This is a genomic window from Roseibium sp. (genome assembly GCF_051016195.1).
Classification (GTDB): domain Bacteria; phylum Pseudomonadota; class Alphaproteobacteria; order Rhizobiales; family Stappiaceae; genus Roseibium.
The window spans coordinates 5,778,610-5,801,535 of record NZ_CP134616.1 but is presented as its reverse complement, the minus strand read 5'-3'; the positions used below and the strand labels follow the sequence as shown (position 1 = coordinate 5,801,535).

22 protein-coding genes are annotated in these 22,926 nt (G+C 58.8%); 10 read left to right on the top strand and 12 right to left on the bottom strand.

Going from position 1 to position 22,926, the window contains the following annotated elements; translation table 11 throughout:
* The 4 genes from RDA78_RS26310 to RDA78_RS26295 all read left to right on the top strand — a co-directional run bounded on the left by RDA78_RS26310 (position 1) and on the right by RDA78_RS26295 (position 4,632).
* Positions 1 to 759, top strand: coding sequence for a YqiJ family protein (locus tag RDA78_RS26310; protein WP_434052710.1), 759 nt, complete (start codon positions 1 to 3; stop codon positions 757 to 759).
* A gap of 53 nt (positions 760 to 812) precedes the next feature.
* Positions 813 to 2,693, top strand: a complete 1,881-nt coding sequence (locus tag RDA78_RS26305) for a flotillin family protein (protein WP_434052709.1) — start codon at positions 813 to 815, stop codon at positions 2,691 to 2,693.
* 137 nt (positions 2,694 to 2,830) lie between these two features.
* Positions 2,831 to 3,610 carry a hypothetical protein gene (locus RDA78_RS26300; RefSeq protein WP_434052708.1) on the top strand — a complete coding sequence of 260 codons (780 nt, stop codon included), beginning with the start codon at positions 2,831 to 2,833 and terminating at the stop codon, positions 3,608 to 3,610.
* 89 nt (positions 3,611 to 3,699) lie between these two features.
* Positions 3,700 to 4,632: a DUF922 domain-containing protein gene (locus RDA78_RS26295; RefSeq protein WP_434052707.1), complete on the top strand. Its 933-nt coding sequence runs from the start codon at positions 3,700 to 3,702 to the stop codon at positions 4,630 to 4,632.
* Positions 4,633 to 4,674: 42 nt separating this feature from the next.
* Here RDA78_RS26295 and RDA78_RS26290 read toward each other — a convergent pair whose 3' ends face one another.
* Positions 4,675 to 6,255, bottom strand: a complete 1,581-nt coding sequence (locus RDA78_RS26290; protein WP_434056215.1) for an FMN-binding glutamate synthase family protein — start codon at positions 6,253 to 6,255, stop codon at positions 4,675 to 4,677.
* Between the two features lie 424 nt (positions 6,256 to 6,679).
* On the opposite strand from RDA78_RS26290, the gene RDA78_RS26285 reads away from it, so the two are divergent.
* A complete protein-coding gene (locus tag RDA78_RS26285; protein WP_434052706.1) occupies positions 6,680 to 7,738 on the top strand; it encodes a hypothetical protein in 1,059 nt (352 codons plus the stop codon).
* A gap of 71 nt (positions 7,739 to 7,809) precedes the next feature.
* Here the strand turns inward: RDA78_RS26285 and RDA78_RS26280 are convergent, their stop codons facing one another.
* Positions 7,810 to 9,096 carry a glycosyltransferase gene (locus RDA78_RS26280; protein ID WP_434052705.1) on the bottom strand — a complete coding sequence of 429 codons (1,287 nt, stop codon included), beginning with the start codon at positions 9,094 to 9,096 and terminating at the stop codon, positions 7,810 to 7,812.
* A 136-nt stretch (positions 9,097 to 9,232) separates the two neighbouring features.
* Between RDA78_RS26280 and RDA78_RS26275 the strand changes: the two genes are divergently transcribed.
* Positions 9,233 to 9,661, top strand: a complete 429-nt coding sequence (locus RDA78_RS26275) for a secondary thiamine-phosphate synthase enzyme YjbQ (protein ID WP_434052704.1) — start codon at positions 9,233 to 9,235, stop codon at positions 9,659 to 9,661.
* 6 nt (positions 9,662 to 9,667) lie between these two features.
* Here RDA78_RS26275 and RDA78_RS26270 read toward each other — a convergent pair whose 3' ends face one another.
* The 4 genes from RDA78_RS26270 to RDA78_RS26255 all read right to left on the bottom strand — a co-directional run bounded on the left by RDA78_RS26270 (position 9,668) and on the right by RDA78_RS26255 (position 12,608).
* Entirely contained in the window at positions 9,668 to 10,420 is a 753-nt protein-coding gene (locus RDA78_RS26270) for an SDR family NAD(P)-dependent oxidoreductase (RefSeq protein ID WP_434052703.1), read from the bottom strand.
* 27 nt (positions 10,421 to 10,447) lie between these two features.
* Positions 10,448 to 10,891 carry a hypothetical protein gene (locus tag RDA78_RS26265; RefSeq protein ID WP_434052702.1) on the bottom strand — a complete coding sequence of 148 codons (444 nt, stop codon included), beginning with the start codon at positions 10,889 to 10,891 and terminating at the stop codon, positions 10,448 to 10,450.
* A 388-nt stretch (positions 10,892 to 11,279) separates the two neighbouring features.
* A complete protein-coding gene (locus RDA78_RS26260) occupies positions 11,280 to 11,792 on the bottom strand; it encodes a hypothetical protein (RefSeq protein WP_434052701.1) in 513 nt (170 codons plus the stop codon).
* A gap of 144 nt (positions 11,793 to 11,936) precedes the next feature.
* On the bottom strand, positions 11,937 to 12,608 hold the full coding sequence (locus RDA78_RS26255) for a hypothetical protein (RefSeq protein WP_434052700.1): 672 nt from the start codon (positions 12,606 to 12,608) through the stop codon (positions 11,937 to 11,939).
* A 326-nt stretch (positions 12,609 to 12,934) separates the two neighbouring features.
* Here RDA78_RS26255 and RDA78_RS26250 point away from each other — a divergent pair, with 326 nt between their 5' ends.
* Positions 12,935 to 13,789, top strand: a complete 855-nt coding sequence (locus tag RDA78_RS26250) for a cysteine hydrolase family protein (protein WP_434052699.1) — start codon at positions 12,935 to 12,937, stop codon at positions 13,787 to 13,789.
* A gap of 90 nt (positions 13,790 to 13,879) precedes the next feature.
* Here RDA78_RS26250 and RDA78_RS26245 read toward each other — a convergent pair whose 3' ends face one another.
* The 4 genes from RDA78_RS26245 to RDA78_RS26230 form a co-directional block, all read right to left on the bottom strand.
* Positions 13,880 to 14,191: a hypothetical protein gene (locus RDA78_RS26245; protein WP_434052698.1), complete on the bottom strand. Its 312-nt coding sequence runs from the start codon at positions 14,189 to 14,191 to the stop codon at positions 13,880 to 13,882.
* Positions 14,192 to 14,764: 573 nt separating this feature from the next.
* The gene (locus tag RDA78_RS26240; RefSeq protein ID WP_434052697.1) at positions 14,765 to 15,019 is read right to left on the bottom strand and encodes a YdcH family protein; all 255 of its coding nucleotides are present in this window, start codon (positions 15,017 to 15,019) and stop codon (positions 14,765 to 14,767) included.
* Between the two features lie 185 nt (positions 15,020 to 15,204).
* Positions 15,205 to 16,470, bottom strand: coding sequence for a HupE/UreJ family protein (locus tag RDA78_RS26235; RefSeq protein WP_434052696.1), 1,266 nt, complete (start codon positions 16,468 to 16,470; stop codon positions 15,205 to 15,207).
* Positions 16,471 to 16,548: 78 nt separating this feature from the next.
* Positions 16,549 to 18,489 (bottom strand): calcineurin-like phosphoesterase C-terminal domain-containing protein, encoded by a 1,941-nt coding sequence (locus RDA78_RS26230; RefSeq protein WP_434052695.1) that lies wholly within the window; start codon positions 18,487 to 18,489, stop codon positions 16,549 to 16,551.
* Between the two features lie 251 nt (positions 18,490 to 18,740).
* On the opposite strand from RDA78_RS26230, the gene RDA78_RS26225 reads away from it, so the two are divergent.
* Complete coding sequence (locus tag RDA78_RS26225) at positions 18,741 to 19,124, top strand: VOC family protein (RefSeq protein WP_434052694.1); 384 nt, start codon at positions 18,741 to 18,743, stop codon at positions 19,122 to 19,124.
* Between the two features lie 73 nt (positions 19,125 to 19,197).
* Positions 19,198 to 19,899 (top strand): helix-turn-helix transcriptional regulator, encoded by a 702-nt coding sequence (locus RDA78_RS26220; protein WP_306143224.1) that lies wholly within the window; start codon positions 19,198 to 19,200, stop codon positions 19,897 to 19,899.
* A gap of 12 nt (positions 19,900 to 19,911) precedes the next feature.
* Here RDA78_RS26220 and RDA78_RS26215 read toward each other — a convergent pair whose 3' ends face one another.
* The gene (locus tag RDA78_RS26215) at positions 19,912 to 20,934 is read right to left on the bottom strand and encodes a LacI family DNA-binding transcriptional regulator (RefSeq protein ID WP_434052693.1); all 1,023 of its coding nucleotides are present in this window, start codon (positions 20,932 to 20,934) and stop codon (positions 19,912 to 19,914) included.
* A gap of 83 nt (positions 20,935 to 21,017) precedes the next feature.
* Between RDA78_RS26215 and RDA78_RS26210 the strand changes: the two genes are divergently transcribed.
* Positions 21,018 to 22,196 carry a phytanoyl-CoA dioxygenase family protein gene (locus tag RDA78_RS26210; protein ID WP_434052692.1) on the top strand — a complete coding sequence of 393 codons (1,179 nt, stop codon included), beginning with the start codon at positions 21,018 to 21,020 and terminating at the stop codon, positions 22,194 to 22,196.
* A 4-nt stretch (positions 22,197 to 22,200) separates the two neighbouring features.
* On the opposite strand, the gene RDA78_RS26205 is transcribed toward RDA78_RS26210, so the two are convergent.
* Positions 22,201 to 22,917 carry a DUF1194 domain-containing protein gene (locus tag RDA78_RS26205; protein WP_434052691.1) on the bottom strand — a complete coding sequence of 239 codons (717 nt, stop codon included), beginning with the start codon at positions 22,915 to 22,917 and terminating at the stop codon, positions 22,201 to 22,203.
* Positions 22,918 to 22,926 lie beyond the last annotated feature (9 nt).

The window sequence follows — 22,926 nt, the reverse complement described above, 5'->3', positions numbered from 1 at the left end:
ATGATCGAGTTCATCCTAGCCGGGCAGAATACGCCTTTTGCGGTCGCTCTTGGCCTGATGATTGCGATCGCGCTTGCCGAAGGTGTGGGCACGCTCATGGGACTGGGCCTGTCGAGCATGATCGACAGCCTGCTCCCGGAAGTGGACCTGCCGGACGCGGACCTCCCCGAAATCGATGCGCCGGAGTTCGACGCGGACATACAGGGAGGCGCGCTGCCGGGAGATCTTGAAACGGTCGCGGCCGGAGCAGACGTTACCGGGCCGGGACAGGGGCTCTTCAGCCAGTTCCTTGGCTGGCTCTGTTTTGGCCGCGTGCCCGCGCTGATCATCCTGGTGATCTTTCTCACCGGGTTTGGCCTCGTCGGCTATGTGCTGCAGGGCCTTGTGCAATCGGTGACCGGTTTCCTGCTGCCGGGTGTCCTGGCATCTGCCGGGGCGTTTGCGGGGGCACTTCCCTTTACACGGGTCACCGCACTTGGGCTGTCCAGGGTGATGCCAAAGGACGAAAGCGACGCCGTTTCGCGGCAGACCTTCGTCGGCAAGCCCGCTGTCATCGTACAGGGGCATGCCAAAAAGGGGCTTCCTGCTCAGGCGCGCCTCAGTGATCCGACCGGTCAATCTCACTACGTGCTGGTTGAGCCGGATGTCGAGGGTGAGGTACTGGAGCAGGGGACGAATATCATTATCGTCCGTCAGCTGGGGCCGCATTTCACCGCGATCAGGAACACGAACGCGACTTTGACCGGCGCCGAAGGCTGAGACCGGCGCCGGGCTCTCAATTTTCATCAAAAAGACAAAGGGAGTTGTAAGTTATGGACCAACTCATAAGCATTTTGATTCTCGTCGGTATCGGCTTTGTCGCCCTGCTGGCGATCGGTTTGATCATTTCCAGGCTCTACCGCCGGTCCTCGAAGGAAGTCTCCTTCGTGCGGACCGGTTTCGGCGGCCAGCGCGTGATCATGAATGGCGGTACGCTTGTGCTGCCTGTGCTGCACGATGTCATTCCCGTCAACATGAACACACTGCGTCTCGAGGTACGCCGCTCGAACGACCAGGCCCTGATCACCAGGGACCGCATGCGCGTGGACGTGCTGGCGGAATTCTATGTCCGTGTTCAGCCGACCATCGAATCCATTGCCAATGCCGCACAGACACTGGGTCAGCGCACCATGAAACCGGAAGCCCTGCGCGAACTGGTCGAAGGCAAATTCGTTGACGCCCTGCGCGCGGTTGCCGCCGAAATGGCGATGGAAGAACTGCACGAGCAGCGCGTGAACTTCGTTCAGAAGGTGCAGGCTGCCGTGTCCGAGGACATCCTGAAAAACGGTCTTGAGCTTGAGTCGGTGTCTCTCACCGGCCTGGACCAGACCAACCGGGAATACTTCAATCCGGAAAATGCCTTTGACGCCGAAGGTCTGACCAAGCTGACCCAGGAGATCGAGGAGCGCCGCAAGAAGCGCAACGACATCGAACAGGAAACCGAAGTCCAGATCCAGCGCAAGAACCTCGAAGCCGAGCAGGAGCGCCTGCAGATCAGCCGCGAGGAAGAATTCGCCAAGCTTGAACAGCAGCGCGAAATCGAGATCCGCCGGGCGGAGCAATCCTCGCTGATTGCCAAGCAGCAGGCGGAGCGCGAGCGAGAGGCCGAAGAGGCCAAGATCCTTGCGAGCCAGAAGGTCAAGGAGAAGGACATCGAATCCAACCAGGCCGTCACCGAGCGCCAGATCGCGATGGACCAGCAGGTGCGCGAGCGGGAGATCTCCAAGGAGCGTACCGTTGAGGCAGCCAATGTCGACAAGCAGAAGCTGATCGAACTTGCCGAGCAGGACCGCGATATTGCAGTTGCCGCCAAGTCGCGTGAAAAATCCGAGGCGGAGGCCGAGGCCGACGAGGCAAGGGCAATTGCTGCGCGTGCAGCCGAACAGGTTTCGACGGCAAGAGAGACCGAGGTGGCGGAGCGTGACAAGCAGATCGAACTGATCGAAGCGCGCAAGGCGGCCGAAATGGATGCTGTCGCGGTCACCGTCGGTGCGGAAGCCCAGAAGCAGGCCGCCGCCGACCACGCCGAAGCCGTCCGGATTTCGGCAGAGGCAGAAGCCGCGAAGCTGCGTATCGAAGCACAGGGTTCTGCGGAAGCCGACAAGCTCCGTGCAGAGGCCGAAAAGGCCCTTTACGAAGTCGAAGCTGCCGGTCAGCGCGCGATCAACGAAGCGGCCAACCTCCTGTCGCCGGATCAGATCGCGATGCAGGTTCGTGTCAAGCTTCTGGAGCAGCTGCCTGAAATCATTGCAGAAAGCGTCAAGCCGATGGAGCAGATCGACGGCATCAAGATCATCCAGGTCGACGGCATGACCGGTGGCGCCGGTGGGGCCGCCGGTGCCGCGGGCCCGAACGGGGGCGGTGGTGGAAACCTCGCCGACCAGATGGTCTCGTCTGCTCTGAAGTACCGCTCTCAGGCTCCGCTTCTGGATGCCATGATGAAGGAAGTCGGGCTGGACGGGTCCGGTCTGGCGGGCCTGACGAACGGCCTGTCCGAGACACCTGCCAGGGCAACGGACGCGGGCGAAACAGGCTCTGTCGAAACTGTGTCGGACGAGGCGCTCGAGCACCTGGCGGCCGGCACCGCCGCCAAGACGACCGGGGACCAGGGTTCCGCAAGGTCCAAACCGGAAAGCTCTGACCCCGCAGCCTGATCAGCTGTGCTGAGACCTACCCCGGCGCCTGGCGGCGCCGGGGCTTGGACACGGGCTGGCTTGAAACGGATCGCGCACCCTGAGATCTCATCCAACAGGGAGGCGGTTCCGAACGGGACAAAATCTGGTGGAGCGGGATGGATTACGAAAACAAGGAAGACCACTTCCAGAAGCGGGGGAATCTGTTTCTCGAGATATCGGCAATCATGATCCTCGTTCTCCTGATCATGTTTGCCGCCGTGGTGTTTCATTTCTATACGGAAGTGAACCGGCTTTACGATGACAAGCAGGAGCTTCTCACCCGGATCGAGGCCTATGGACAACGGTCGGCAAATCTCCAGGACAACCGCGACCTCAATCGTTTGCGGAATGAGCAGGCCGCGCTACGCAGACAGCTGATGGACCTTGAGAGCAAACTGGATGCGGTGCGTGCGAACAAAGACATGCAGATCAATGCACAGCGCACGCGCATTGAAAACCTCGACAGACAGATCAAGGCAATTGCGAACAACGCCAAGCAGCGTAAACCGGAAGTGATCTCCAGGAGCAAAAGGCGCAAGGTGATCGATGATCTTCAGGTCGAACTCGCGGCATGCTCTGAAAAGATGATGTACATATATTGCGACATCACGCTCGAAGCGCTCGGGGGTGTGGGCCGCAGAGTGGAAATCTCGAACCAGAGCACACTCCTGGAAGACGCCGACGGCGTCATCTACCCGATTTCGTCTTTTTCACTCGGGACCGGGGACGAAAATGAAGTTCGCTACAAAGCCAGGATCTTCGTGAGCAAGGCACGGCCGGTGAAGCTGCGGTTCCGGTTTTTCGAACCACCTGTCGGCGCCCACTCCTTTTCCGTTGCACAATTCTACATCGATGGCGTCAAGATTCCGTTTGAGGAAGTCCAGGTGGAACACTGAAAAACGTTCAGGTGAACGGCTGTCCCGCTTTCCGCCGCGTGTTTCCGTTCCCTTGGAACAAGTGCCCTTGCAATGAACAGGTTCGTATGATGAGCAGGCAGATTTTTTTGAAACTGACGGCAATCCTCTCGATCTTCGGCTGCATGATGCTTCCGGCGCAGATCGTGGCCGCTGCGCCTGAAGTGACTACGAAAAACAGCTATTTCAACGTGCTGGGTTCTACGGACGCCGAGATCAGGAAAAATCTGGAGACGCATGCCGGTAGGGACGCATATTGGGGAAATTTCTTCTGGGCCAAGAGCATTTGGTCAACCAAGTGGAACATTGGCTGGCGGGAAACGGAAGAAGGATGTGTCCTGAGCAGCGTCGATGCTGCCGTTGAAGTCGAAAACTGGATACCGCGCTGGCGGAACAAGGGCGATGCAACGCCGGAAATGCGTGCGCGCTTGAGGCGCACCAGCGCAGCGATTGATTTGTACTGGCAGCAGACCATGTCCAACGGGGTGAAAGCAGCCGCTGAAATCGAGAAACTCTATACGCGGTTTCCCTCTTTTAAGACGTGCAAGGAACTGTCCACGACATTTCATGCGCAGGGGAACCGGATTTCGGAGCTTTATCGCGACAGACGCAGGGCAGTCGAAAAGCGGACCGGAAACGGGACCCGCCAGGTTCCCGATCTCTCCGAGCCGGCCGGAGTGGAGACACCGGTTCCCGGAAGCCCGGGTCTCGAACTTGACGGCTGGTGCCAGATCTCGGATGACATGGAAACGGTTCAGACACTGATGTGCCGCTACGATCGGTCGTGTGAGCCGGATTCAGAGCGCTGCAGAATTGATTTCAGCTGGTCCGAGGAACGCATCCAGGTCAGGTATTTCAACGGCGGACCTGTGCAATGGAACGACGAACTGGCTGATTTTGCCTTCATCAACAAGACGCCCTGCGTCCGCAGAGTGTCTGACGACAGGATCCTTTGTTTCTCCGAAGATGAACCGACAGAGCGCTGGTTCTACCACCTGCCTTGAGCCGCCCACCGGATTTTGCGGGCGCTCATGACATGTTTCGGGTCAATGATGCGATCGGTGGTGGTTCAGTGTCCTTGCCGCGTCGAGAGATCTTGAGGGCTGGAAACTCTCCGGCTCTGCCATGGCCCAGAACGCCGAGTAGCCCGGTATGTCGTGCACTTCGTCCAGAAGGGCGCCTTTCTTCAGCCATGTAAAGGCGGCGTTCGCCGACATGACCTCTCGCGGCCCGCCGCGCATGAAGAAGTGCTCCGGCTTGAACTCGCTCGGATGATCGAGACCTGCGGCTGCCGTGAAAGCCATGAGGGACTTCAGCGTGTTTCTATGGAAATTCGCGACCCGCTCGGCCTTGTCGGGTACCACGAGCGCCTGCTGGCGTTTCGGATCCTGCGTGGCGACGCCTGTCGGGCAGCGGTTGGTGTGGCAGCTCTGCGACTGGATACAGCCGACCGCGAACATGAAACCGCGTGCGGAATTCACCCAGTCTGCGCCAAGGCACATGGTGCCTGAGATGTCGAAAGCACTGATGAGTTTGCCGCTGGCGCCCAGCTTGATGTCGTCGCGTATTCCCGTGGCCACGAGGCTGTTGTGAACGAAAAGAAGCCCCTGCAGGAGCGGCGTGCCGAGCCTGTTGGCAAATTCGATCGGGGCCGCACCGGTGCCGCCCTCTGCACCGTCGACGACAATGAAATCCGGCTTGATCCCGGTTTTCAGCATCGCCTTGACGATCGCCATGAACTCCCACCTGTGTCCAATGCACAGCTTGAAGCCGACGGGTTTGCCGCCGGACAGATCGCGCAGCGTCTTGATGAATTCCAGAAGCTCGACCGGGGTTGAAAACGCTGAATGGGACGCGGGCGAAACACAGTCCTTTCCGATCGGAATGCCGCGTGCCTCGGCGATTTCCTCCGTCACCTTGGCACCTGGCAGCACGCCGCCATGTCCCGGTTTCGCGCCCTGGCTCATCTTGATTTCGATCATCTTGATCTGGGGATCGGCCGCCTGTGCGTTGAACTTCTCCGGATCGAATTTCCCCTCCGGCGTGCGGCAGCCGAAATAACCGCTGCCCAGCTCCCAGACGAGATCGCCACCGCCTTCGCGGTGGTATCGGGACACGCTGCCTTCACCGGTGTCATGATAGAAATGTCCGGCCTTTGCGCCCTTGTTCAGTGCCAGGATGGCATTGCCGGACAGCGAACCGAAACTCATGGCTGAGATGTTGTAGAGCGAGGCCGAATAAGGCTGTTTGCAGTCAGGACCACCGATTGTCACGCGCAGTTCTTCGTGGTTCTCGTGCCTGGGCGTGATGGAGTGGTTCACCCAGCCGTAATGGTCGTTGTAAACATCGAGTTCCGTGCCGAACGGTAGAACGTCCTCGATGTTCTTTGCCCGGTCGTAGACCATCGAGCGGCGCTCGCGCGAAAACGGTTTTCCGTCCTGGTTGCTCTCGAAGAAATACTGCCTGAGCTCGGGTCTGATAGCCTCGAACATATACCGGAAATGGCCGCTGACCGGGTAGTTTCTAAGGACGGCGTGTTTCGTTTGCTGAAGGTCGAACATGCCGACCAGAGAGAGCGCTGCAACGATCATGAAGGGCCAGAAGAAATGCATGCTGACGGCGAACATGAGGACAAAACCAACAAGCGTCAGAACAAGACAGATGACAAAAACAATGTAGCGGGCAGGAAACACGGTGGCTGACCCCTTTTCAGAAACTGGCTCATACAGTTGTGTCAGGCCGGGAAGTAAAAGGGAAGGGAGATCGGGAGACAAAGATCTTGAAACGTTTTCTTCCGCTGACGCCGCTCCGGGAATTCAGAGCCGGCGGGTCTGCACAAGGCCGATACCTTGCTTGCGGATAGAGGGCGGTGGAACGCGATCTGTTGCTTGGTCAAAGGTTTTACACCCCGTAATGCAATTACTGATAGAAAAAATTTAAGTAGCGCGTCAATTCCCAATTTCGTATATTACGTAGATGCTCTGCAATATTAGAAAAGAGTTTTATCTGATTTTACTTTGATTGATTTTGAAGATTATTATGGGGGTCGAAGTGGCGACTGAAACTGAGACGAGTGATACGCCGTCAGGTCTGGTGAGTGAGGCCGGTGGAGCAGGTGCAGTTCAATCCAGTGGAGGCAACGGATCCGGGGGAACGGCCGGCGGGCCCGGCTTTTTCGAGCAGAACCTCTTCGGTATGCCTGTCTCGATCGCGGATCTTTTTGGCATATTATTGATTTTGCTGATTATTTTTGCGTGCTACAAGATCTACAATTCTGTCTGGAAGCAGGAAGGCGAAGCCACCGAGGCGCAGCCCGACGGCAATGGCAACTTCAGGGATTTGCTCGCTGAAAACATTGTCAGACTGTCGATCGTTGCTCTGCTGGGTGTGTCGCTGATCGTCGTGGCCATCGGAATCCTGGCAGCGAGTGGCGAGGAGGCCGTTGAAAACAGTCAGTATGTATTTGCGGCCTTGCTGCCTCTGTTCGGCACATGGATCGGAACCGTCCTTGCCTATTACTTCAGCAAGCAGAACTTCGAGGCGGCTAGCAAGGCAACGGAAAGTCTCGTGAAGATGTCGGTGCAAAAGCTCCGTGCGGTATCGATTGAGGAAGCAATGATCCCGCTCGGATCCATCGTCGGTGTCGTCGTGGCTCCCAACGACAAGCTGCGGGAAGTGCCGCTCCAGAAGGTGGCCGAAGCCATGGAAAAAAAGCTGCCGGGCGGCAGGCCGATCTCCCGGGTTGTCATTCTAACGGCGAACAATGCCTGCATCGGCATCATTCACAGGAGCATATGGAGCGAGATGCGGGCCGTGGTGGCGGCCGCATCCGGTACGACGGTCAATTTCAAGAACGAGGCGGCGAACAAGGATACTCTGGACAAGGTCCATGATCTTGAAAGCGAAACGCGCGCTCCAGAAAAATTCGGCAACTTCGTCACCCATTCCATCGCCTTTGCACGGGCGGGGGCGACATTGGCAGATGCCAAGATGCGCATGGAAAGCCGTGATGACTGCCAGGATGTTTTCGTGACGGCGAACGGCAGTGCATCCGAGCCGATCATCGGTTGGGTCACCAACCAGGAAATCAGCAAGGTGCTCGAGGCCTGACCACGCGGCATGATTTTTTCGCGTGGCGCAAGGGATGTCCCGCCTCGTCTTGCTCAATGCCCTCTTGAGATTCAGGTTGGCTCGGTCAGGGCCAGAATACGGGCCGCAGCACCCCTTGCTCCGGGCTCAGCGTTCATCACATCTGCGGCTTTGGCCGCCGCGGCGGCATAGTTCGGATGCTCAAGGTCCTTCAGGGCCCCGGCAAGCGTCTCCGGTGTCAGTTTCTTTTGCGCAATCGGCTTCGGTCCGGCGCCGATGATGCTTATCCGCCGCCCCCAGAATGGCTGGTCGCCGAAGACGGGACAGACCAGCGACGGCCGGCCCCAGCGCAACGCTTCATGCGTGGTCCCGGCCCCGCCATGATGCACGACACCGGCACATTTCGGGAACAGCCAGCTGTGGGGTGCCTTGTCGATCAGGAAGAGCTTGCCTGAGAGCTCGGCCGGTAATGCTTCCCGCGTAAGTCCGCCCCAGCCCGTGGCAAGAATTGCGCGCTGGCCGGTCTGCATCAGCGCCGCCAGCAGTGTTTTCGTCAGACCTTGCGGGTCCTTGCTCGGCATGGAGCCGAAGCCCAGATAGACCGGTGGGGCGCCTGCGGCAAGAAATTGCCTGAGGTCATCCGGCGGTTCAAAGTCCTCCGGGGGAGGCACAAACCAGTAGCCGCACTGCCAGAATTCGGACGGCCAGTCGGAAGGCGTCGGCACGAGCGCCCGCGAGAAGGCCTGCAGCGACAGCGCTTTGCGGCCGCCGGACTGAAACCCGTCGATCGTGGAACCGGCCATCGAGAGTTCGCTTGCCGCCTCCTGTTTGAGCGGTTTGAAAAGCGATCCGAGACCGGCTTTCATCAGGATGCGGCCGAAGCCGTAGCTTCGGCGGTTGAAAAAGGTGCCCATGTCGGGCAGACCGAAAAGCGCCAGCGGAAAGTCGCCGGTCGGCGCCAGGACCGGCTGCAGGCTGGTTGGCAGGGCCGGGACGCCAAGTCTGCGGCCAACGAGCGTCATCACGGTGGCTTTCAGGTTGAACAGGATCAGATCCGGCTTTTCTTCCAGTCCGATCTGCCAGAGTTCCTTCACGATTTCCTGCTGCAGCACGATGCTTTGCCGCGCGGCCTTGACCATGCCTTTCAGCGAATGAAGTGCGGCCCTGATGTCCTCCTGCTGCACGAGGGTCTCATAATTGACCGAAACCGGGCGCGCCCGCGCACCGGCGCGCTCGATCATGGCCTCGAAACCTTCACCGGTGCTCACGGCCACGTCCGCGCCTTGACGGGTCAGTTCTTCCGCCAACGCTACGTAGGGCTGGACGTCACCGCGTGTTCCGAGCGTCGCAATCAGGATTTTGGGTCTGGGATGAGGCATGGTGCTTCCGGAGGGAGTAAACCTGTTGGGAACAGGTCACACCTCAAGATGGCGGTGCACCCGGACAATTGCAACCGGGGCTCTATTCGCTAAGGTCGTCTCCGGGTAGGACGACGACACGGGAAACGCGACCGAAATGCATACAGTCTTTTCCATGAGAACCGGAGGGCCGGGTCTTTACGAGTTCACGCGCACCGTGTCCTCCTGGCTCCGGGAGGAGGGAGCAGGCGAGGGACTGCTGACGCTCTTTGTCCGCCACACATCCTGTTCCCTGCTGATCCAGGAAAATGCCGACCCGGACGTGCAGGTTGATCTCAAGGCGTTTTTCGAGCGTCTCGTGCCGAATTCCGATCACCCCGGCATGCAGTATCTGATCCACACCTACGAGGGGCCGGATGATATGCCTGCCCATATCAAGGCATCATTGCTGCCGGTGTCCCTGTCCATTCCGGTTGTGAACGGCGAGATGGTGCTGGGAACCTGGCAGGGGATTTACCTCTTCGAGCATCGCGACCGTCCGCATCACCGTCAGGTCGCGGCGCAGTTACTCACTGCATCGGTGTAGTCGACATCAGCTCCGCAGCGACGGCAGGCCGATCCCCGTGCTTTCAAAACCGCCGTCCGAAGCGATGATCTGCCCGGTGACATAGCTCGCGCGCTCAGAGCATAGAAACTCGATCACCTCGGCGATTTCCGTCTCGCTGCCATATCGGTTGAGCGGGATGGCATCGTGATAGGCGTCGATGATGTCCTGACTGTGCACGGCCATGGCAAGTTTTGTTCGGACCGGTCCGGGACAGACGCAGTTCACGCGCACGCCGGATTCGCCGAGTTCCGCGGCCTGCTGCTTGGTCAGATGAATGACTGCGGCCTTGGAAGTGCCATAAGCGACACGCAGCGTCGATGCACGCAGACCGGAGATCGAGGCGATGTTCACGATCGACCCTTGGCTTTCCTTCAACGCTGGAACGGCCGCCTGCGATACCAGAAACACCCCGTCCAGATTGGTTTCCATCACGGTGCGCCACGTTTCGAAATCGGTGTCTTCTATCGGGCCGAACTGGGCAACGCCTGCATTGTTGACCACGGCATCGAGCCGCCCGAACCTCTCCAGGATTGCCGGAAGGGTCTTCTCGACTTCGCTCAGGATCGATACATCGCAGAAAAATGGGACTGCACCAGAGAGATTGGCCGAGACCTTTTGCAGTTCCTCCGTGTCCCGGTCCAGCATGGCGACCTGCCATCCGCGCTCGATCATCAGTTTGGAAGTGGCCAGCCCGATGCCGCGCGCGGCACCGGTGACGAGTGCTGTTTTTTGGCTCATGTCGCCGTTATTCTCCTGAAACGCGCGTCAGCGCATGGAAATACAGACCCTGATCAGGCCGGCATTGTCCCAGAGCGCTTTGTCTAGATCGTTGATTCGGAACGCATAATTCCCCGCCGGGTTGCGCGTATTGACGGCCAGGGCGCTGAATTCGGCAAAGGGCACGATCCGTCCGGTCTGATCGCGCACCAGCATTTCCCCAAAGGCGTAGGACTGGTCGAACTTGTATCCGAAAAAGGGGCCGAGGCTCTTGGCATCCTTGCCGGAATAACCCCGCGGTCCGACCGGCTTGTAGATCCCGTTTATCACGCTCCAGCCGCCCGAAAAGCTGACCTGCGTGATCTGGCCATTGGGAATGGTGATGCCTTGCCAGCCCTTTTTTGAATTGACGTCGACGCAGTAGTCCGCCGCCAGAGAAAATCCCGGCACGAGCACAAGGAAGCAAGAGAAGAAGAGGAGGAATCTGGCCATGAATTGCCCCGGGATTGAAGGTCTTCCAGAGCAAATAGCACTCATTCCGCTTCGTCAAGGTCTCGGATAAGGTTCTGTATTTTTTGACGAAAGCGGAGGAGGAAGGGCAATTCCTCACACTTATCTCACGCTTTATTTCCTTGTAAGTTTAGCCCGGAAATCCCACATTTTACTCGAACGATGAGGGTCGTTCCTCCCCAGACTGGCCCCGAGAAAACAAGCCCTGTTTTCTCGGGGTCTTTTTCTTGAGCGCGGCTGAGCAGTGTTGTTTCAGCTCAGGCGCTGCGCTCGTTATCGCGACGCTGGCGATGATTGCAGCCGCGTTGCCGAAGACTTCATTCGTTCATTTCTCCGGCCCCGACTGCCTTCCAGCCGCAGGTTCTCCGCGTCAGTTCCTCGCCTCGACGCGGACGTCGACGATAATGTCCGTGTTCTGAAGGACGTCGCATTCGTATGTCATGCGTGACCAGCCGCCGGAACCGTTCTGAAACCTGATATTGTCGCCGATCATGGTCACCTCAACGCCCTGGGGATTGGTTATCTGGAACCGGTTGAATTTCGGCTCAAGGAGACCGTCGGTCCACTCATAGTCCTGCTCTGCAAACCGCTCGATGATGGCGGGGCAGTAAAAAGTTGCGGTGCGCCAGGTCTTGTCGAGCCAGCAATTCACGGCGGCGCTGCAATCGTGCTGCGTTCCGTAATCGTTCTCTGTGGCGCCTTCCTTCAGCGTGGCGATGTCAATGCCATAAGCGAGTGTCGCGCACGTGACTGATGTGCAAAGCAGCCCTCCCGACCCGCCGAGCAAGCGCAGCCTGCCGCCGGGCTTTAAAGGTATCAAGAAAAGAAAGAGGACTGACGTCAGGAGCGCAGTCAGCGCGGCGAATCCAAAGAGGTAACTCATGCCGACAATCTAGGCGAAGTCATCCGGGTCTGATTATGCCAAAAGCGAAAACTGTCCTCATGCATCGGCGTCTCTCAGATACCCAGATTCAGCAATCGCCTGGCTATTCCCTGCCACGTTCGCCGGAAGGCGCAGACCGAAAAGTCACGTTTCATCTCGTTCGGGGCCGCCTGATGCACCCGGGCGAAATTGCTGCTGCGTTTCGAGGGGCAATCCGCCCGGACTTGGGGCGATTTCGTCCGGCGGGGAGGGGCGCCGATCGCGGTGCGGCGCGCCGGCAATGTGGCGGGTGAGGGCATCGCGGACGGCTGCCGGCCATTGCTCCGGATCGAGCTCGTTGATGTCAGAGAGCGACAGAGCGCCGATTTGTTCAAGCCATTTGCCGACCGTGTCAAGCCACTCGAAACGCGTGTCCTCGGCCTCGATTTCAAGCGCGACGAGTTTGTCATATTCCTGTTTCACGAGGTCGCGAAGTTCGTCATTTTCCGCGCGCTCGTGGTTCCAGAACACTGCAAACTCTGTGCGGGTTTCCCCGGCCTCCTTGACAACCGCGTCAAGTTCCTCAAGGCGCGGCATGCCCATGTAAGCCGGGTTCATTGTCCAGCGCTTTTTCGCGATTTTTGCCCTGAGCCGATGGCGCGTGTCGCGATAGGGCTCCGCAAGCTCCTGAAACTCAGCGCTGTTGTAATGCCGGGTGAAGGGATCGGCCTCGGACCTGGGCGTTGGACTAACGCGCACGGGATCCAATCTTGTGAGTATCTTCTGCCTGAACCAGCCCCCGAAGGCTGCCATAACAGCCGCGAATGTCACTTCCATACCGGACGTTTCCGGTCCCCCGCCTGCATACAATCAAAAACGCAACTGAAAGTCGAGAGGAAGGAAACAGGACCGTTTTGGCGCGCGATGCGTTGTTTGCGATAGCCGGGCTTTACGAAGATGGCTGCAGCCCCGGATGATGGTGGACCTGTCTGGTTGCCCAGTGCGAAAAAGGCGGGAAACAGCGAAAACACGCACAATTTCGCGCGGCGGGTGAACCTTTTGCGCTTTCTACATACCAGTCTTTACCTAACGAGATTAAAGTTAAAGTTTGAAACCGGAAAAAAGCACGCAAAAGTTTTGGTTTGCGCGCGGAGGGAAAGATCATGTGGAGAGCTTTGAAAGCCGTATCCGTCGCGATCCTGTCAAGCGCTCTCATCACCTTGTCGGTCTCCATGGCTGCGGCTGATTTCGACGACACGAGCGCCAGCTACTATGACAAGAATTTCTACACCAAGGTCCCCTGGACGGTAACGCACAAGAAAACCTTCGACGAACTGCTTCAACACAACCTGCAGACACCCGATACTGAACTTCACCGCGACAAGACGGCACTCCTGATAATCGACACACAAAATGACTGGGGAACCGCAAAGGGCTCGGCTCCGGAAACCGATATTGAAACCGTGGTTCCCAATATCGCCAAGCAGACCGGCCTCTGGCGGGAAACCGGTTCGCTGATCGTGCACATCGTCCGTATGTACTACGCGGATGGAAGCGACGCCGACATGGCGCGCCGATGGCAGATGGAAAAGGGCCAGTTCACCATGGCCGTGCCCGGCACGTGGGGCTCACAATTGGTCGCCTCGACGACGCCCGGCGACGTGACGCTGGATTACAAGACGCTGCTCAACCTCGGAGTTCAGCAGATCGGGCCGAATGAGTACGTCATCTACAAGCCGCATTACAACGGCTTCGACCGCAGCAGCCTGAACGCCTTCCTGAAAGCAAAGGACATCGACAGCGTCGTGTTCATCGGCATGACTTTCCCGAATTGCGTGCGCGCAACGCAATATGGTGCGACGGATCACCATTATCGCGTCGGTGCCGTTCCGGAGGCGATCACGCAGGTTTATCCGGGCGGCCTCGTTGCCATGCAGCGGCAGGGTGTTCAGCTCATGTCGATGGATGACTTCGCCAAGTTTGCCGGTTCGATATCCGACACGGCTGTTCCGGAGTAGGGGCGACACAGTCTGGCGCAAATGACGTAAACGCCATGTTTGTCGTCACAGCTGGCACCGGGTTTCTAATTCGCGAACGACCCGCACCGTTCAGGCGTCGACGCTGAAGTCCTGCGCGTTCGGGAGCGCACAAACCCCGCTGGCGACCGGGGTGTCGGCAATCCGGTGCATGAGCGTCCGGAAATCCTGGATTGCTTTTTGTCTGATCTGCTCCATCTTGCCGGGATCCGGTTCTTCGATCGTGATCGGCAAGGCGATGCTGAAGTCGTCAACCTCGATCACGAAGAAGAACGCGAAGCGGGCCGCCCGTTCCTCGACCGTGTTTTCAGCTTCGAACGATGTGTGAACGGTGACCTTTACCCTGTCACTTGTCATGGCGAGCGGCTCCACCTGCCGGGTCATTCCCGGTCCTTTTCTTGAAGGAAGCGGCAAGGGCGCGTGATCCCGGAAACCGCAGTTGGAAGACGGGTCTGCAATAAACGGACGCAAGCGGGGCGAAATTTGAGTACCGCAATCGCAAAGATACGTGCGGGCAGGTCGCCTTCTGGGAGGAGGTAACCGGCCGAGATGTTCGGCCCATGCGGTCTGTCCGTTTCGGCGCACGCGTCTGCATCCCCGCGTCACGCGAGCCGGCATTTGGCCTGAACCGACGCTCGCTCAGTGCCGTGTCTGCTTGCTTGCCAATCCCGCTTGTGGATTCCGGGACACGCAAATGTCGGGTCCTTAAAGGGTTTTTCCATCTCATTTGCGCAGCGTACAAGAGCAACTGCCGTGGCGTTATGTAAATACCGAAACATCTGGATCGTCTGCGAAGAGAAGCGCGCGCAACGTTTTTTCTGGCTGACGGCCGAGGTGAGGATGGTTTCAAAAGGGTACCGGGAGCGTATCTTCTGCGTCACGAACCTCCGGGAAGGGCGGCCCGCGCCGTCGGACGGGGACGACGCGGGCACTCACACCGGCCTGAAAAGGAGGGGCTCAGGTCGCGGTGTTTGCCGCAGCCGTCAACATCGCGGCTATCTGGTCCTTCAGATGAAGACGCTTTTTCTTCAGGTCTTCCAAAACCTCGTCTGCAGCAGGTTCCACATTCGTTTCAATGCGATGCACTTCGCGATTGACGGTGTGATACGCGTCGGCCAGGCGCGAAAAGTGGGCGTCATTGGTTTTCAATGTGTGGATCGCGTCTGCCGCTTCCGGAAATTCTTCATGCAGTTCATGGGGAACGTGACTCATTCATGCCTCCTTTTTAGAAGCACAAGGTGCCGCCAAGACGCAGGAGCGACCTTGAGGCAGATCAATCAGGCGGGAATTCCATGTCAGATGCGGTTGCGGACAGGGCGATGCGCTCAGCTTCGCCACGTGCGATGCGTCATGCCCGAACGACCGGTCAGACCGGAACTGCGATCAAGGCTGATTTCTCAAACGGCCGAGACGACCCCGCCGAGGCGTTCCGCGACCCACCAGGACGACAGGATCGCAATCGCGGCAAGCGTGCCGAGCCTTGCGGGCCGCAAGGCAGGGGTTGCCAGTTTTTCGAGGCAGAAAACGATTGATAGGGTGACGGCCAGGATCAGCAGCTGCCCGATCTCGATGCCGACGTTGAACGCGAGCAGCGCCGGAACGAGGTCCGGTGCGTCCCGTCCCAGGATGTCGCCGAGAACAAAAGAAAACCCGAGCCCGTGCAGCAGTCCTATGCCGGTAAAGACGAGCACTGATCCGGACTTTTTGATCATGGCCGCGATCGCCGCATAAAGAACCGAGGCCGCGATCGCCGCTTCCACGGCCGGAATGAACCAGGGCCAGGAAGGCGTCGCGCCCAGAAAGGTGGCGATAAGCGTCACGGAATGGCCGAGCGTGAAGGCGGTCACCAGATAGATGAGCTTGCGCGTTGCCCCGACACCAAGCGCGAGAGCAATGACCAGAAGAACATGATCCAGCCCCTCAAGAATGTGAAGCATTCCCTGGTAGACGAAATGCAGGAACGTGGACAGACGCGAGCCGTCAAGAACCGCTGGTATTTCGAGTTGCCCCGGTGCGGTTGATGACAAGGGCGGCTGTATCCTTGCGTCGACCAGATGGTTTTCGATCGCAACACCGGGGCCGGGAAGGAGAGGGGCGTATCCGGATCTGATCTCGACGTCACTTGCCGGATCGGGGCTTTCGATCCGCACCCCATAGTCGATCACCGCCGCGCCGAAGACAGGGTCGAGGGATGTGCTGTCTTCCCTGATCGCTGACTGCGCCGCTTCAATGCTGTCCAGAACGCGTTGTGGCCGGCGGCCATGAACCGTGAAGCCGGTGAGGGAGGCGTTCAGGTCGAGACCGGCCTGTGAAAATATGAGGGCGCCCAGAAGTCTGTCTTCAAAGCCGGACCGGTCTTTTGCTATGGCATCCATGTCGAGCCGGTAGCGCACGCCGGTGCCGGTGGGTTCAAGCCGCAGAAAGGGCGACGACAACGGGATCTGATCGACTTGCGCTCTCCCGACAAGGTCGGAAAAGACCAGTGGCGCAGGAACGCGCACGAAGGCGACAAGTGTATTGTTCTCCACAGCGACGAGGATCGTGCGAACCTTCGTTCCTTCGGAGAAATGCGCAGAGGATGAGGTGCACGCCAGAAAAGTCGCGACCGCACACAACACAATGATCTCAAGGACGCGATTGATACGCAGGCAAATCGATTTCATGGGTCTGGTCCAGATGGTCCCGGGCGCGTGGAGCGCCCAGGATAGTGTTCGCGACTGTTCTTCGGCAATGCCGTAAGACTACTGCCAGAACTTTTCCTGCCACGTCATTTGCGGCAGTTCGTCGACGATCTCGAACGTCTTCGAGTGGGTGAAGGTGCGGCCATAGCGGTCTGTTGTCGTCGCCTTCAGCGTGTGAATGCCGACCGGCAGTTCCTTCGGCAGTTCCGCACGCCACAGGTGGTTTGACTTGGTCGAGAGCATCCAGCCCTGGAAAGGCCCTGCAACCCCGGTCCAGTGGGTGCCCTGCCAGGTATAGAAACCCGCTGTCTCTTCACCGCCTTCTGCGCTTTTTACTGCGATCCGGCCATTGGTCGACTGTTTCGCAAGCGCAAGCGGATCGGCATAGGTTGGGCCGACCAGTGCTTCTTCGCCGTCACCCTTCTGTGTCCGCACCGCTTCGGCCGCAACGCCGCCGTTGATCGTGAACGTGACCTTGGAGTCCTTTGAGCCGTTCCAGACGTTGATCGCGACATAGGTGGTGTCGGCAAGATCTTCCCTGGTAAGCATGTCCATGTCCCCGAGGTCGTTGACCGTGACAGGTGGCGTGATGTCGCCAGGCACATCGTAAAGCTCGGTGTAACTGACCAGCTTTTCTGTCCAATCGCGGAAACGCGGTGTGTTGAAGGAGATGTGCATCTGGTCGTCCTTCGTCCCTTCGAAGGTCATGTAGGTGTCGACATATTCGGCACCGGAGAAGTCCAGAACGTAGTAGCCGCGCGGTGAACCGAGGCGCTGCGTTCCGTGGGGGACGCCGGAATTGTTCAGATCACCCGCCCACCAACTGCCGGAAACCGCGCCGGTCACGATCTGGTGGAACTGTGCCGGTCCGGTGTTGGTCGCCTCCTTCCAGCCCTCGAAATATTCGCCCGGAAGGATCTGCTCTGTCGTGTGCGTGTGGCCGGAAAGGCCGAGCGCCGGGCGGTCGCCGACAAGTTCATAGAGCTTGTCCAGGTTGTCGACCTGGTGCTTTTGGGCGCTTGCGTCCGTGTAGGTCACGAACGGAATATGGGCATTCAAGACGATAAGCTTGTCTTCAGGCACATTGGCCAGATCGTTTTTCAGCCATTCCAGTTGGCGCTCGGATATGACGCCGTTATAGGACGGCTTGGCGGACAGATCGCAGAACGCATGGGCATCGACACCGTTGCACGGATAGCGAACGTCATCGAGAACGACGAAGTGCACCTGACCGATGTCGAAGGAATAGTATTCCGGGCCGAATTCGCGGCGGAAGGTATCGAAGCTGTCAGCATCGCTCTTTGCATCGAAGTCGAGGTCGTGGTTTCCGGCAACGTAGTATTGCGGCACGCCGCCGGTTGCCACGATCTTCTTGAAACGGGGATAAAGTGACAGGTCGTCTCCCATGACGTCGCCTTCGAAAAGCAGGCATTCGGTTGCGGAGTTGTCTCGGTTGGACAGCATGTTGCCGACCGTCTTGCGGACATAGGAGATTTCGGCGTTGGAATAGGGCTGAGTGTCTCCGAAGACGAGACACTGGAAATCGTCGCCGACCTTGTCCTCGATCAATGGGAAGTTCACCGCCTGGGGCAGCGGTCCGGTCGGCTCGATGCCGCCGAAGCGCAGATCCGGCGATCCGGCAACCTTGTGCACATAGTTGAACTGGGGAACCATGTCCTCGCTGAGCGGCGTAGCATAGCCGGCCGGCTTGGTGATGAAGAGGTTCATGTCGTCATAGGACGGCAGTTCGTAGGAACCGTCGGACCCGGTTGCCACAACTTCCTTGCCGTTCGAGACCAGGACACCGGCAAGGCCGGTTTCACCTTCGTCCAGTCTGGAATTGCGGTTTGAGTCGACGAACACCTTGCCGTTCGCCTTTTCCGCTGCCTGTGCTCCGCGTACCACGTCTATGCTACCTACATAGCTTGCATCCTTGGCATTCGCGCCGGATGCGAATGCGCTTGTGCCCGCAAGAAGCAGGGCCAGGGTCAGTTTTTTCATGAGAGCCTCCGAGGGGTATGGCTGCTGTGCCAGCCAGGCCGACTGTCAATGGCTTTGGTGACGATAGATTGTCTATCACGTTAAAGTTTTGCATCAAACGTGATGCACGCCGTGTCACACATTCGGAAAACTGTCACATGGTGCCAGCCAGGTCTGGCGCCGTTGACGAAAGACAGGAAACACTCCTGACAGAAGGCTGTCAGGAGGAGGTTGGTAAGGTCACTCCATCGCAGCACAAAAGGAGACTTTTCATGACGTTCGTTCCTGACAATTTTAATGTCTGGATGGAAATTCCGGTTTCGGACCTCGATAAGGCGATCCAGTTTTACAACGAGGTTTTTCAAACCGAATTGAACCTGATCACGGATATGGGGCCGAACCACATCGCCATGTTCCCGACAAAGACGGACAATGGTGTCGCGGGGCATCTGTATCCGGGGCAACCTGCTGCAAAGGGAACGGGACCCACGATCCACATTCTGTGTCCAGATGCCCTTGAAGCCACCATGGAACGCTTCGCCAAGGCAGGTGGCGAGGTTGTATCCGATCCGATCCCCATTCCTGCCGGACGATTCGCCTATGGCATTGACCCGGATGGCAATTCGATTGGAATGTTCGCCTTCAACGCAAGCTAGGGCCACGAAAGGAGCCTTTTCGGAGAATGTCGCGTGATTTCTTGAAACCTTTTCTTCGAAGGGGCACCCGCTCATGAGACGAGCCGACCGCCTGTTCCAGATCGTGCAATATCTGCGCGGCGGACGGCTCGTGCGGGCACGTCAGTTGTCCGAATGGCTGGAAGTATCGGAACGCACGATTTATCGCGACGTTGCCGATCTTCAGGCGTCCGGTGTTCCCATCGAGGGCGCGGCCGGTGTCGGCTACATCATGCGCGACGGCTATGACCTTCCTCCGCTCATGTTTACCCGTGACGAAATAGTTGCTCTTCTGGCTGGTGCCCGGCTGATCCGCGCCTGGGGCGGCGCGGCGATGGCACGCGCTGCCGAGGAGGCAATGATCAAGATCGACGCCGTCATGCCGGACAAAATGCGCGTGCGCCAGAACGAGATCGAGATTCATGCCTTCGCGCCGGAGATGACGCCTGAAGTGCGTGGGCTCATCGACTTCCTGGAAATGTCCGCGGACGCGCGCAAGAGCCTGTCGATCTCCTACATGGACGGGAAGGGAGATGCCTCGGCGCGGGTGATCCGGCCGCTGGGACTTTGGTTCTGGGGCAAGGTCTGGACGCTTGTGGCTTGGTGCGAACTGCGTCAGGACTTTCGCATGTTCCGCCTGGACCGCATGTCCGACGTGAAGGACACAGGCGATGTCTTCCGGCCGGAACCGGGCAAGACGCTCAAGGATTTCTACCGCTCCATGGAAGCGCAGGGGCACGGGCGCCCCGACGCCTGAGCCGATTTTGGTTCAAATGTCGCTGGATATGTTCAAGGGCGTGACCACGTGAATGTCGCTCTCGAAAGATCGCGGCGGCTCGCCGATACCGTGGAAGGCAAGGAGATGCCGCAGAGCCAGCCGCATGTCCGCGCGCAGGTCGTGATAGAGAACCAGAGACAGTTTTTCGCTGCGCAACAGGTCGAGGTTGTCTTCGTCCAGGTCGTGGGCGATGAAGACACCCGGATCGATCCCGGCACTCTCAAGCGCCCTGAGGATGGCCATGTTTCCGCCACCCATCGAATAGACGCCCGAGATTGCGTTGACACCGCGAAGCCTGTCGCGCACCTCAAGAGCGGTTGAAGGGCTGAGCCCGCCGCCGCCGCTGGCATCGATCAGTTCAAGGTCCGGGCGCACGCGCAGCAGTTCCGTTCTGAAGGCCCTGAAGCGGTCCTCCTCGCCCTGGAAACTGTGCTGGCTGAGCGTTGTCAGGATCGTCCTGTCATCGTCCTTGAGCAGTTTCAGCATCAGATACGCCGCCGTCCGTCCGGCTCTTTCGTTGTTCAGTCCCACATAGGCGAGCCGTTCAATATCCGGAATGTCCGTGAAGACAGTGACAACCGGGATGCCTTTGCCCTTGAGCCGCTGGACTGCCTGTCTGGTTTCCACGGTGTTACGCGCCTTGAGACAGATACCCTGGCTGCCGCGGCGATGGATTCTTTCCACGATCGCCATGATCTCGTTGGCGCTCATCGTTTCGGCGAATGTAAATCGGGGCCTGAGCGCAGCCGGTTTGAAGTCCGTGAGAACTGCCTCCGTCGCCTGCTGGATCTGCCGGGTGAAACGGGCCGGTGCTTCCGCGACAATATCGATGAAAATCCGCCGCCCCCGGGCCGCAAGCTGGCTCTCCTGCCGCGTCAGTTCTTCGATCGCGTCTTGCACGCGGCGGCGCGTTTGCGGACTGACATGTGTCCGGTTGTTCAGGACGCGGTCAACGGTTGCCGTGCTCAGCCCGGACTGAACCGCGATTTCCTTGACGGGAAAGCGATGTGTCATTGATGGATTCTTGATGGATTTTCGATGCCCGGACAACCCGGTTTTTGCATAATCTGTCTTTAACGAACAATCGGGAGGAAAAGATGGATCGTCAGGTCGTCTCCAATGGCTATTTCGATGCCGGCAGCTGCAGCATCGACGAATTCAGGGCCCTGGTTGGCCAGGTTCTCGAAGAGAGCGATGTTCCGCTGGCCGGGCGTATCGTCTCGAACATACCCGTCTACAAGGTGAGCGAACTCGGCCGTCTTGTCTCCGGCGAAGAGGGAAAACGCCGGCTCATGGCGGAGTGGGCGCATGTTCTCATGCACCGCTCGGGTGTGCTGGTGCTCGATGGTGCCTTTGCCGACACCACGCCGCTCAACGAGGCAACACGCGCTTTCCAGGACATCATTCGCGAAGAAAAAGCCGCCTCTGGTGGTGGTGCGGACCATTTCGCAGCGGCCGGCGCCAACGACCGGATCTGGAACTCGCTGCAGAAATTGTGTCTTCGCGACCCCGAAGCTTTCGCTGGTTGTTTTGCCAATCCGTTTGTCGACGCGGTCTGCGAAGCCTGGCTTGGTCCGAACTACCAGATGACGGCGCAGGTCAACGTCGTGCGTCCGGGTGGCGCGGCCCAGCAGGCGCATCGTGACTACCATCTCGGGTTTCAGGATGCAGAGACCTGTGCCGGCTATCCCGCGCATGTCCACGATCTCTCCCCGGTCATGACCCTCCAGGGGGGTATCGCCCATGCCGACATGCCCGTTGAGAGCGGTCCGACCAAGCTGCTGCCGTTTTCGCAGCTTTACCGGCCCGGCTACATGGCCTACCGCCAGCAGGTGTTCCAGGATTTCTTCGAAGGCGCTTACGTCCAGTTGCCGCTGAAGAAGGGCGATGCAATCTTCTTCAACCCGGCCCTGTTTCATGCCGCCGGAGAGAACCGGAGCGCCGATATTCATCGCATGGCCAACCTGCTTCAGATCTCGTCTGCGTTCTGCCGCGCCATGGAAAACATCGACCGGGAGGGCATGTGCAAGGCACTCTATCCGGTCCTCCTGGAAAAGGCCCGCTCCGGCGATTGGGGCAGGGCGGAAATCGAGGCGGTGGTGTCTGCCTGCGCAGAAGGCTATTCGTTCCCGACCAATCTGGACACGGACCCGCCGATCGGCGGTCTTGCGCCGGAAACGCAAAAGCAGCTGTTTCTGAAAGCATTGGCAGAAGGGATGTCCGAAGGGGACTTCGCGGCAGCCCTTGCGGCACAGTCGGCGCGGCGCGGCGCTTGAGCCGTCAGTTTCTGGAAGCGTATCCGTTGCCGATGATTTCGCGAATGAGCTTGCGCTTCATTGCTCGCGCATAGTCCTCATAGTCAGCGGCGACTTCAATGAACGCACCGGGACCGCTTATCACGTGCTCCCGGTAGTAGTCGATCGTCGTCGTGTCCTGGTCCGCAATGACCAGGCCGTTGACGGTCACACCCTCGAAGTCGAAGGCCTTGTAGGCGCTGGAGGGCGGAAAGCCGTCATTGTTGATACCGTCTCCGGCCACGTCGATGACCTTCCTGGCGCAATTCGCCGGTGCCCGGCCCATCTGCACCGCCGCATAGCCCAGGGCATAGCCGATTGCGGTCGGAAACCCGATGAAGCCCCTGTGGGACGAACGCAGCTCATCGGCGGCTTCAACCGCGTCGGCTTCATTCTCAAGGTAGCGCCAGCCGAATTGCAGAAAATGCTGGCGCTGTCCGCTCCATTCGAAACTCATGATCCAGATCCCGCCGACGGCTTCGATCGCCTGAACCACTTCAGGGTCGCTGAGCGCATTGGCCAGACCGTTCAGCTGCAGGTCATGTTCGAGATGATCGACGCTGGAAGACGCATCCATGGCAAGAACGAGCGACAGCGAGCAGGCCGCCGCCGGAACGGGGGCGGCCGCCACAGCGAAACAGAACGCAAATGCACGCAGGTGGCTGATGGCACGAGAAAGACCCGCTGAAGCGAATGTGTGCATCGCTGGCAG